5 protein-coding genes, 1 tRNA gene and 1 pseudogene are annotated in these 12,135 nt (G+C 53.0%); 4 read left to right on the top strand and 3 right to left on the bottom strand.

The genetic code is table 11. From position 1 onward, the window contains the following. The first annotated feature begins 12 nt into the window (after nucleotides 1-12). Complete coding sequence (gene dicD / locus LG003_RS07380) at nucleotides 13-585, top strand: division control transcriptional repressor DicD (RefSeq protein ID WP_112878239.1); 573 nt, start codon at nucleotides 13-15, stop codon at nucleotides 583-585. 128 nt (nucleotides 586-713) lie between these two features. Continuing rightward, nucleotides 714-789 (top strand) — tRNA-Phe (locus tag LG003_RS07385). Between the two features lie 396 nt (nucleotides 790-1,185). Here the strand turns inward: LG003_RS07385 and LG003_RS07390 are convergent. The 3 genes and pseudogenes from LG003_RS07390 to LG003_RS07400 form a co-directional block, all read right to left on the bottom strand. After that, nucleotides 1,186-1,335, bottom strand: a complete 150-nt coding sequence (locus LG003_RS07390; RefSeq protein ID WP_238399278.1) for a hypothetical protein — start codon at nucleotides 1,333-1,335, stop codon at nucleotides 1,186-1,188. 181 nt (nucleotides 1,336-1,516) lie between these two features. Further along, nucleotides 1,517-10,510 carry an insecticidal toxin MCF gene (gene mcf, locus LG003_RS07395; RefSeq protein WP_262980440.1) on the bottom strand — a complete coding sequence of 2,998 codons (8,994 nt, stop codon included), beginning with the start codon at nucleotides 10,508-10,510 and terminating at the stop codon, nucleotides 1,517-1,519. Between the two features lie 632 nt (nucleotides 10,511-11,142). Continuing rightward, nucleotides 11,143-11,471, bottom strand: a pseudogene (locus LG003_RS07400) (transposase); the annotation flags it as partial. A 19-nt stretch (nucleotides 11,472-11,490) separates the two neighbouring features. Here LG003_RS07400 and LG003_RS07405 point away from each other — a divergent pair. After that, complete coding sequence (locus LG003_RS07405; RefSeq protein WP_112878237.1) at nucleotides 11,491-11,790, top strand: helix-turn-helix transcriptional regulator; 300 nt, start codon at nucleotides 11,491-11,493, stop codon at nucleotides 11,788-11,790. Nucleotides 11,791-11,892: 102 nt separating this feature from the next. Further along, nucleotides 11,893-12,135 carry a SymE family type I addiction module toxin gene (locus LG003_RS07410; RefSeq protein WP_112878236.1) on the top strand — a complete coding sequence of 81 codons (243 nt, stop codon included), beginning with the start codon at nucleotides 11,893-11,895 and terminating at the stop codon, nucleotides 12,133-12,135.

Here is a 12,135-nt window from a genome sequence, read left to right on the forward strand (position 1 = left end):
AAGGAGAACACCATGCAACGAGAACAAGTTCTTAGTCATGCCTTAAACTTACTGGAGCAACATGGCTTATCCATCACAACTGAGGTACTTTTTGGCTCGCTTAACATGGATATCGAATATCTCAAGCAGTTCTGGCCCGATCGGGAAGCTCTACTTTATGACTGTCTACGTTATCACGGCCAACAGATTGAAGTCTGGCAGCGACAGATATTACTGGATGAAACTCTGACACCAGAGCAGAAGCTACTGGCTCGTTACACAGCCCTTGATGAAAAAGTAAAGGAGAAACGCTACCCAGGCTGCCTATTTATCGCAGCCTGTAGCGCATTCCCTGAATCTGACCACCCTATCCATCAATTAGCTGAATTACAAAAACAGAGTTCTTCCCGTTACACCACCGAGCTATTACATCAACTGGATATTGAAGATTGCGAACTCGTTGCTAAACAGATGGAACTGATTCTGGAAGGTTGCCTGAGTAAGCTACTACTCAAACGGGATATTGGTGATATCACTACGGCAAAACTGCTGGCAGAAGATGTTTTAGCTATTGCCTTATGCCGCAAAAATGGTGCGTTAAGTTAACAAAAATCAGCCTAAGATGAACAACCACACAAATTCCGAGCAAAAAGAAAGCAATCAATCCGCTTTTATCATTTTTTATCAGAAAGGCATTGACGACTTAGGCTGAATACGGTTTAATGCGCCCCGTTGCCCGGATAGCTCAGTCGGTAGAGCAGAGGATTGAAAATCCTCGTGTCGGTGGTTCGATTCCGCCTCCGGGCACCAATTCAAGGTGCGTTGGTTAGGAGATAAAAACTCGACGGCCCACTCAATACAAGAACCCGGATGCATAACTGTAGTTGGTTTGGCTTTTCAGTACTTCGATACTGAATTGAACATAAGGGTTACCAAGCTAGGATACCTAAAAATTTAGGCGTCAATTTTTTCTTTGGCGAAATACTTGCAAGTTCTATTGCACCTGTCAATCCATCCAAACTAAAATCAATGAATTCATTAACACGATATTGTTTATTATTGGTTGCTCAGCTTTCTTATTATTAATCAGAATAGGGTTAGTTATAAAAGATTGCCTCAGTTCAAAAAGATTCCCCATCTTGTAACAAGGAATTTATGTAGAAAAGACAGGTTCAGCCAGCAGCGAGAATATTCTGTTTTATCCTATTAACATTCTTCTCTCTGTGGCTCAACATCGATGTACAGCATCAACTCACACTCCAGCAAATGCGCAATCTTACTATTCCAAGTAACACCTTTCAGCCCGACCTGATGCAACACATATCCACGCAATGCTAGTACCTGCTGGCGGATCACTTAAGCAGGCCGATTGTTCACACCTGAAAACATCAGGAATGTATTCACCACCTTGCAATAACTTGACCGTAAGCCTTCGATGGGTTTGATCATGATCTGCTTCTACTACAGGAGGAATGATTCGACCGGAGCCCGGAGACAGGAAGGGCTTTGCGCCCCTCCTGTGGTTTCTCCTGCTAACTCAAGACAGCGGTGGCACCAGCGCCGCCTGCGTAGCCTGACGGTTTTGCGGCAGGTGCTCGCGGGCACCGCCGATATCAGGGAACGAGGCCATCGCCCCGCTCAGCTTCGCTAGGCTCGGCCCCTCCGTGTCCGGGACAGCAGCAACGGAATGAATCGCATGAGGCATGATGACGGGTTGTCTACTGGCCCAAGACAGCTCTACCAGCCCCCCTTTGGTGTAACTCCTCTGAGTAAAGTTCTTGACCAGATGGTCCACTCCCATCACCAGCGAAGAACCTTCCAGTTCGATTTGCAAATGCTGGTGCGTCACCGCCTGGCTACCGAACACCTTGCGCATCACCAAGGTCGTGCCATTGGTCGAGTCAGTCAGCATCAAGTTATCCTCATGGCGGCTCACGAGGATTTTTTCCGCATCAACCACCGGAATGATCAAGCGGTCCAGGGCCTGGCCCGGGTCATCGTTGTCAATGATAACCGTGCGGTAATACGACCACATCTCTTGGCTGAGGCGGTAGGTATCGTTATCGGCACCGCCATGCAACACCACACTGTCAACACCGGCGATCAGCGGTGGGGTCAAGTCGTCCCGGCGACCATCCGCGCCCCCGCTCCGAATTAACAACGACGAACCAATACGCTCGACACTAGTGTAATGATTCAGCTTCTGCACACCATCGTCCTTGACCCGGTATAGCGCCTGGTTCGTTGGGCTGTACACATATGCGCCCTTCTTCCCGGTAGCAATTCCGATGAAACGCAGATTGTCTTTAGCCTGGATGCTACCGCAGGAGAACACTTGACCGCTGCCGACATCGAACCAGCCTTGTGTGTCATCGCCTTGCAAGGTCAGCACACCTTTGGCTCGCCACTGACCAGCGATCTTAGCAAGTGCCTGTGGCAGACGAGCGAAGTTGTCCTGTTGCCAGCCTTTGTCGACGGCGACCAACTGCAATTTACCGTCATTGGTTCGCAATAGGATCTCGCCTTTGACGGTGGTCAGGCGTAGCCCGGCATCGACTTGCTCCGCCGCCTTGAGGTGCAGTCCAGACGCCAGCTCACTGGCGGCGGGAAGCTGTGGCGAAACCTCAAGCACCTCGTCGGTACCGAACGCGGCAGCCAGCGCATCGGCAGTCATAGGCGGCTGACGATACAACTTGCCGCTGGCGGGTTCGAACAGTCGCGCACCGGAGCCATCAGCTTCAAAACCCAAGAACTGCAAACGCTTATCTTGCAGGGGGGCCGAAGCCACGACTACCTGACCGTTGTGGTACCACACTGGCAGCAGGCTCTTGCCGTCGGTACCCTTGACCCCGAACACTGCCAGAGTAGCTCTGCCGTCGGCGACGCTAGCCAGGTCCTGCCACCAGTGGGTACGTCCCTTGAGCCAATGCTCGTTGACCGCTTCGTAGCTAAGCTGCCCCAGTGCATCGAGCCGGGCCACACGCCCATCCTCAGTGATGACAAGCAAGCTGCCGTTCAGATTGACCAGGTTGGCTAACGCTGGAGTACTGATGCGTAATGCTGTGGGATGGCTGGCGTCGAGAACAGCCTGCCCGGGACCTTCCTGTCGGAACAGGGCCTTTTGCTCTTTACTGTAGAAGAAAAACACTTCCTTGTCGCCGGGCTGCGACATGCTCCCCGCTAACACCAGGTCGGCCGGGATCGGCCAGGCACTGCGGGTTTGTTCGTACTCTTTAAAGTGCGGGGACTGATCTGCCAGTGGCGCCAGATTCGGCTTGATCAGTGTCCCGTCGCCGGGACGTATCCAGTAGCGGTGCGCCACGCCAGCCGCATCCACGCCGAACACCGTGACTAGCGCCGCACTGGTCGGCTGGATCAACCGTGCGCCCAATATATACGTCGGAGTCTCACGCTGTATACTTTTGCTCTCGTAGTAGCCCTTGAGTATAGTCTTGAGCTCATCACTATGCCGGCTGGTACGAGCTAAAAGCTGGAGCAGCGCATCATCACCCACCGCACTGACCAACTCCATTCGATCATCGAGTATCCGATAGCACAGCTCAGCTTCCTTCTCTAGTTCAGCCTCCTTCTCTTTTAGTCGATAACGGCGTGCCAGGTAGACCGCATCTCCCTCCTGCCATAGCCGACTGATCTTACCCGCATTTTGATTAAACCATGGCTCAAACTGCACATCGACCTGTCCGGTGGCGATGTCTACCCGCCACGTCGCCGCATTGTCGGCGTCGTAGAAATAGGCATGGTCACCCATCACCGCACCCAATTGGGCATGTCTGGTCTGTTCGTGGGTGGCGTTGGTGAACAACATCCGCTCCTTGCCTACATCGTAAAACGCTCGACCAACATCTCGCCCGTTGTGGCTGTAGTTCTCCACCACTACGTACTGCCCGTGCAACTGATGCGCTTTGGCCAGATCACTCAGGTGCTGCTCAATTTGCTGGCCGGGCACCTGCCACTTACTCGCATCTTCGCTTACCACCTGAGTTGTCAGGCCAGCAAAGTCAACTTCGCGCACCTCTCCCTTGCCGTTGACCACCAATACCTGCCCGTTCTGGATCGGATCGCGTTCGACTACCACCCCGCCGACCACCAGTTGGTTCTTCGACACGCTGATGCTGTCACTGGCGAGCTGACTGCTATCGATGATCCAGCGCGATAATGCACTCGCACTATCGCTCGTGAGCTTAACTTGGGTGCCTTCGTTGAGGCCGATCAGGTACTCGCCACCCGCTCCCTTGATCTCGTAGCGCAAAAAGCCGTGTAGCTCTTTGGGTAGCTCGGGCACCACCAGTTGCCGGTTGCGCTGATCGAGTATCACCTCGATTGGGGTGTCGACGTACTCATGATGAATCCTGCGGATTGTCTCCTCACCCGGAAAGATATAAAAGTCGTAGTCAAACCGCTTGTCTTCCTCTAGCCTGCGTATCACGTCGAAACCAGCATCATGGCGTGTGGTGGTGCCAGGGAGCAGCATGTATTCGTAACTGATGTAAGACTTAGGTGTGCCCGGCAGGATCACGACATTGCTGTCGCCGTGTTCAAGAGGCCGGGAGATATCCTTGTAACCAATACCGCTACGCACTTCGATAGCCTGACCACGATCATGGACCATTCGCGGAAAGTCACCGACCCAGAAGAAGTAATTGATTTTCCCCGAACCGGTAGAGCCCGAATGGGTACGGTAGATGTACTGGCTGTCGAAGCTGATCTGGTTCCTGCGCAAGTCAAGGCTCTTGATCACCGCCCCGGCAAGAGGCACCAGCACCTTTTTCTCGTTGTCATATCGATAGCCGTTACCTTTGTACGCCTTGTCGACCGTATCAAAGTAACGGCCTACCGCCTTGGCATCCTCGGCGACCGCACCAAAGGCTTGAGCCAATGCCGTAAAGCCCACCGCGAGTCCGCCAAGGATCACGCTGGCTCCACCGAGTACCGCCCCGGCCGTCGAAGCACCGACCAAACCAGCCCCCACCCCGGCGGTACCAGTGACAAAGCTCGCCGAGTCGAACGCTAACTGGGTACCGAACACCGCCTTCTGCACATCGTTCTCAGCGTAGGCCAATTCATAAGCATCCAGACCGACCATAGCTCCGCCAAACAACACACCGGCACCTTCGTTGACGGTGTGGCCTAGGTTCGAAGCAAAGTCCTTTAACGAGGTTTCGGCGGCCACCACTTCACCGCGCAGCGCCGTACGCACCAACGCGGTGACCTTGGCTATATCCTGTACACCACCGTGAGCCATCTGGACCAAGTTGAGGTAGCTGTGAACCTTGAGCGCGGTGGCCAGATCAGGCGAAGTCACCCCGCTTGCCGCATCGTGGCGGTTCTTGTCGGCAAACCACTGGATTAGCGTCTGAACCGCAAACCCGGCGTTCAGCCCATCCACCGGAGCGGCCTCGCCAACTCCGCCGCGAGGCCGTATCCGGCCGTGCTCCAGGGTAAAGTGCTCGTTCAGTACACCCATGTGCTCATCGACGAAGCGCCGGAATTCAACAAAGGTGCTATCGTTGGTGATCAACCAGCGGGTCTGCTCGGGTTGGTCACGGTTAATGAACTGGACCCGGTAGCGACCTTCCCCCTGGTCTTCCGTCGTAGCGATAATCGGTAGCCAGAGGCTGTCCAGTTGGTGCTCTCGCGCCAGCCGGGTGCTGGCGACTTCGAACCGGGCGCCCCATTGCTCGGCATCAAAGGTCTTCAGTGCAGGGCTCAGTCGCAAGTCTTCCATGACCCGCTCTTGTACACTCACCACCTGCTCGACCTGGTGCCGTTGCCCGATGACACTGGACAGTTCCTCGAATCGGGTCAGGTCAGACACGTTTAGGCCATTACCCACTGGTACCTCAGCCATCTTGCCGGTATCGATCTCAATCAGGTTGAAGACTGGCACCGATTTGCTGCCGAACGAGCCATAGTGCGCGGCCAGCCCGCGCACCACCAAGTGCTGCTCCATAGCCCTGGACAGACTCTTGGTGTTGTTGAAGGCAAAGATCCCAACATTCGGGTCATAGAAGTAGTAGCGACGGCCTTCGGCCGTGACAGTGCTCCCTACCATCATCGAGTGATTCTGGGTATTGAGTGCAAACATCGAGGTGCTGGTTGTTGCGGCCAGTCGCAACACCACCTCGGACAAATTGAACTGGCCCAGCTCCGTGGAAGCCTGAACGGCCTCAACATTGTAGTGCAGACTGATCAGGCTATTCTTGAGCAGCGTGGAGCTGCCCGCCTGCGGGTCAGCGGAGGCGAAGAACAGCTTTTGTACCAGGCTATTGATGCCAGCCTCTCCACCACCCGCCAATGCCACAGCCATGGTCCTGACCAAAGGGTAGCAACGGCCACCGGTTCGGTCACCGACCAGCGACAAATAAAAGTCCTGTGGTACTAAGCGGTCGAAGACACTGCCGGCGTCATGGAAGTCCTCACTGAACATTGCGGTCTGTCGCAGTACCTTGTCGATGTACTCGGCTTGGCTGATTTCGGTGATGCGACCGCTCAAGGCCCCCCGTTGCTCATGGGTAAGTTTTCCTTCAAGAAACAGGCGTTTCATCTCCAGAACCGACATTTTGTCATCCACTCCGGGGATCTTGATCTCCCGGAAGTTACGCAAACCATCATTGAACCCGCTATCCTGTGCCCCGCGCTGATAGGCCTCGGAGGCCGCGTAACGTTCTCCCACGCTGCTAGTGCGCTCCTCGCCTTGAATGGCCGTATCGTCAATCCGTACCACCGCAACGCTGCCGTCCTTAGCTTTGATCTGCTGCCAGAGCCAAGTCTTTTCGACAGAACTGGCTTCACGCAATACTGGATCGTACTGCGCTCTGTAGTAGTCCTGTGTAAGATTGAGTTGCTTGATCTGCTGGTCGATCAAGGCCGTATCACTTGAGGTACGTCGTGCTTCCTGGAGCTGGTAGCGTTTGTCCGCCACTTGGTCAATGTTAGCTTTGACCTTGGCCTGAACCGCTTCGCGCAACCGGGTCCATGCGGCAATCGCCGGATGCTCAGGAGAAAATGCCCCCTCTGTGTAGACGCCGTCGGTAACTCCTTCGACCGACACCCCAAACTGCGTCGCCACCGTCTTCAGTTGTTGGTGAACCTGCTCGCGGTAAGTGGCGAATTCGGCCTGGTTGCGCTCCACCACCTGACTGCCGGCAACCTGAATCGAGAGTGGCTCCACACCACCGCGCAACTTCGGCCAGACCATCTGTCCATCTCGTTGATATTCCTGGCTCTGGAACACCAGTTGCCACTCGCCATTGACGTACTGCATGTACGCCGCAGCAAGGCCCTCAGTGGTACCGGATATCTGGTAATCCTTGTAGTCGACCGCCATCACCACATTGTCATACAGAAGCGAGCTGTTGAATCGGCCATCGTGGTAAACCCGGTAGGTATTGTCGTCGATGCTGGTCACCACTAGCGAGCCGCCCGATAGTGTCCCGGTGAACAGAAAGCTCCCTGCAGCCACATGCTTGGGAATGTCCACATAGGCGGGTACCGCATTGGCCTGGTTCGGGCCATTGTAGCCGAGGAAGTACGCCGACACGCTACTTGAAGATATGCTATTAGCATTTTGTTTAGTGTACTCAAGCTCGTATAAGCCTGACCTGACCTTCACCAACTGGGCACTCCCCTCTGCCGGGAGGTGCCCTGACCTGACCAGCACCTCAGCACTGATGGTGCGGGTTTTGGCGAACAGTGCAGGATCAGTGGCAAACTGACGGATGTCAGCACTGCCTTGTCGGGGTTCAAATCCATCACCTACAGACACCAGCCCGACCTTGAGTTCGAGATCCTTCACCGCCTGCCCCAGCAGCGCCGGTCTTGGACCCATGTAGGTAAAACGCGGTGGATGGAATTCGTCAGCCGCTGGCAAGCCCTGATTAATGATTGGCAAGACCCGCGCTATCACTCCATCATACAGTTCACCCTGCAACTCTCTCTTGCTGCCTTCGGCGCGGTACTTGTCGAACATCTGCAACATATCCTTGCCGATACTGTCCGCACCCTCCGGTTCGTAACGCGCAGCGACATAGAGGGTTTCGAAGAACGAGTGATAGCCGTTACGGATCATGAATGCCGCATTGGCCATCTGGAATTGCCAATACTGCTTGACGCTCAACGCACCACCGAACAATTCCGGCAAGGCATTACTGACGGTCTGGGTGGTCCCGGAAATCCCCCCCACGAACGGGGTGTCCAGGTCATTCATGTAGCGTGTGGCGTCATTCTTCGGGTCCGGACGGAACTGGTTGTAGCTGCGGTATTTATCGTCCTTGATCAGGTACGAATCCTCGTGATACGTTTGCTCCTCAGGGCTGGTATTGAGGATCAGATACGGATCGGGCTGATTCAACCGGTTATTGATCATGACCTTGCCGTCACCCAGCGCAGCGTGAGGATTGACCGGGACCGCAGCCTTAGAAAAGCTATCGGCTACCGGACGCAAAGCATGGAACAAGACCTGTTTGCGCAAGCTCCTGCCCTCATTGCTCAACAGCGCCGCCTCAACCGCCGGGCGCAGTTGCGCATCGGCGTTCTCAAGGCCCTGGGGACCGGTCAGTAACAGGGTGAGCAGTTTGTCGTCCAGCGAGTGCTCAACCGCAGTTTGATCGAAAACATGTACTTTCGGATTGCTTGGATGCTGTGCCGCATTGGCGCTAGCAACCCACTGGATTTCCGCTTCGATGGCTCGAATGCGCCATTGTTCGTACAACGGTGCCAATAGCCCCCTAGCCTGGGCAATATCACTTTGCACATAGCCATTTTGCAAGACCTTAACCATAGCCGGGTTCTTCACCAGTCTCGTCGCCAGCCCGAACAGCAGCGGGTCATTATCGCTGCTTCGCCAGACCGAAGCGGCAAACGCCTGTTCCCACAGCGCTTTGTTTAGGTTATTACCCTTGATATCGCGCATGTTGTTACGGAAGTACTCCGGCGCCAACACCCCTGCGGGGGTGATGTGGTTACGCTCGAGCAAACGTACCAGCTGCTGCTCGAACGCCTTGCGATCTTCGCTGCCTTTAAACAGACGACTGGCCTTCGTACCGCCTTCACGCAGTTGCTCCAGCTTCTCGAAAAATGCGGCGTTGTATTGATACAGTATGTCGGTCTGCGCCTTGCTCAAGTGACTGCTGCTGACCTTGTTGTCGTCAACGCTCATCACCCCAAAGGGCGTCGCGGATAGGTAACCGTTGCCCTGGGGCATTTCCAACAAGTACTGACGACTGGCAAAACCGACCGAACGTTCCAGCTCATGGATATTAACGAAAAGCCCGTCACGGTCCGGGTGATAACCGTTCTGGCGAAACCCCTCCAGGCCGATAGTCTGGAAGCTAGCGATATCAGCATTCTGGTTGATCAGGTCACTCAAGGCGCTTGCCAATGGTACCTCACGGGTGATGGTGGTATTCGAAACCTGGCCGGACACCTGAATCCCGACCTGGTTCGGCACCTTGCGGTCAACGCTGGTCAGTAGCATTTTGCGACCATTACCCAGCAACTGCGCCTTGAAGCCTTCACGCAAGGTGCTTTCCGAAACTAGGTAGTTGGCGAAGTACTTCTCGACGAATTCGGTTTTGACCAGCACCGAGCGAATTGGTGCATAGGTCGGCGAGCGAAAGGATGGCGGCTCACTCTTGAGCCGGTATTGTTGTTGCCAGGCTAGGGAGCGGGCTGCGGTACCGAAGGAGAAGTTGAATACCCTGTCCGCCGACACAACTAATCTGCCGTTCTCCAGGAAGAAATCTTTGAAGCGGCCATCGGTGCTGGCATTAACTAGTGCGACGTTCATGCGGATGTAGCCAGGGCGCTCCTCCATCATCAGCAACGAAATATTTACCGGCAGATCATCGGAGGCCGGAGGCACCGTGGTCAGCCCGCCGAAAGCTGCGGCCTCTTCCGTAGAGGATGCTTTGAGTAAGGCGTTGTAGCGTGCATTGACCTCCTTGTAGGCCTGTAATTTGGAAAACAGCGTCACGTATTTTGGGCTGAACGTGGAGGCAGCCACCTGTATAGTCAGTTGTTGTTCCAGACGTTTGATCTCGGTATCCAGCTTAGCCTGCTTGTCCGCCGCGTCCTCCCTCAGGGTCGTCGTCTTCAAGGTCTTAGAGCCGCCGGGATTGAGCATGGTCAAAGCTTTACGCCAAGTGCTGTCAAAGTGCGTTATGGCCATCTGCTGTCGGCTGTATAGCAGGATGTCGCGGTCCAGTTGCTGCTTATAGGCGTTGATCGCCGGTGTGCCGGGCACATCGTTCATCTGCTGCCGCCTTTGCTGCAATGTCTGCAACTGGTCACCAACAGAAACGGAGTTGTCCTGCATCTGAAAATGCTGGGCAGCCAGCACACTCAGCGTACTCTGCTGCATTTCCTGTAACCGCTCGTCTACCTGCCTGATGTAGCCGGCACGCTCATCAGGCCCCATGTTAAACCATTCGGTCTGACGACTTGCTGCCTTAATCTGTCCATCGATCAGGGTATTGAGCAGGTTCGTGAAGTCTTTGGATATATAAGCCATTGCAATGATCCTTGCCTGTTTTTAAGCGAAACCCTTCGCGCTGCGAAAAGCTGTTTGTCGTTTGTCGATACAGATTTGACATTCTCCCCGACCTAAAGACCATAACTGTAGGTACGAACGTATTCAGTTACCGCGGGGGTTCCCACACATACGATCGAGTCAAAGGCAGATGTCATTTTGCATTCCTTTATTTAGGTGATAGTTACATATTATTGTTATTTATATTAGTGAATATTAGATAGTCAACATTTATTTGCTCTGTAGTTGTAGTCATAATTATCTCCTTTATTTTTCGTTTATATTTCAGATCACATGAATGATAACATTGCAATATAATTAATTTTTTATATATTTAAATATATATTATTTGTAATTTTAATTATTTATCCAATGAAATTATTTACATGTGAAAGTATTTTTAATTATATTGTTGCGTTTTTTATAAGACGTTGAATAAATAATAACGAATCTTAGGAAGGTTATTTATTAGTGAATTGTTGTATCTGATTTTTGAGTTAGAGCGCGATATTTAAAAGTTCTACTGCAACTGTCAAGCGACCCCAATTAATATAATGTTTTACTATTGTTCGATTAGGTATACCCGCTTAACTTGAAGATGCAGAATTCAGAACCTAGAAGTTGTCATTAATACGGTACGACAGGTTCCCGGCAAGTTCCGGTAATATTTCCGTAAAAAAACGATGTATTGCTTGCCTGAACAGGGTCGTCGAGGCGAAGTCATGCTTATTTCTGACCTTTTCATTCATCACCTTCCACAACCTTTCTATCAGGTTCAGACTGTATGGCGGTAAGTAATGAAGGTCGATATATCACATAAGCCCACTCTTTCACCAACTCACTCCGAGGGTAACTGCTCCGTCAAGGATAATATGAACCTTCTGACTGGATAGGTTCCACGGATGGCAATAAAAAACCCTACGATGCGATAACTGTTAAAGGAAACCAGAGAAGCCCGCAAGATGACACAAGCAAGATTAGCTGAGCTGCTCAACGTTGATCGCCGGGTTTATAACCGCTGGGAGCGCGGTGCTTCTGTTCCTCAACTGGATGCTGTGGTCAGGATCGCTCAGGTATTACAAAGTAGTCTGGATTCACTTGTCGGATTGGAACCCATGACACCGCCACAGATACATAACCCGCGTTTACAGGCGCTTGTGATGCAGATGGATTCATTATCAGATGAAGATCAGCAGGCGCTGATTGTGTTGATGGACAGTTTGCTTAAACGTTCGAAGATGACGCAGTTACTGACATCGTAGAAAGGATTTGCTACAGGAAAGACGATTTTTATTTAGTGCAGCATTACCAGACGGCCATCCGGTAACGCTGCTAACCGTAGGCAACTAACAGGAGTAGTTACCATGGCTAACCGCGATTGTAATGCAGATTTGAAGATTTCAAAAGCCCGACGCAACTATAAGGTGGGCTATACCAGCACCCGCCACGAAGACCGCAACACGGGGATGACCCGTTATTACAGCCAGCATCCCAGCCTGCACCTTAAAGGCAACTGGCTGGAAGAGGCCGGATTTGCCACCGGGCAGGCGGTGAACATCACCGTTGAACGCGGGCAGTTGATTATCCGGCTAGCTGAGAATGGCTGA

The sequence above is a fragment of the Photorhabdus kleinii genome (assembly GCF_025384885.1).
In the GTDB taxonomy this organism is placed as follows: Bacteria; Pseudomonadota; Gammaproteobacteria; order Enterobacterales; family Enterobacteriaceae; genus Photorhabdus; species Photorhabdus kayaii.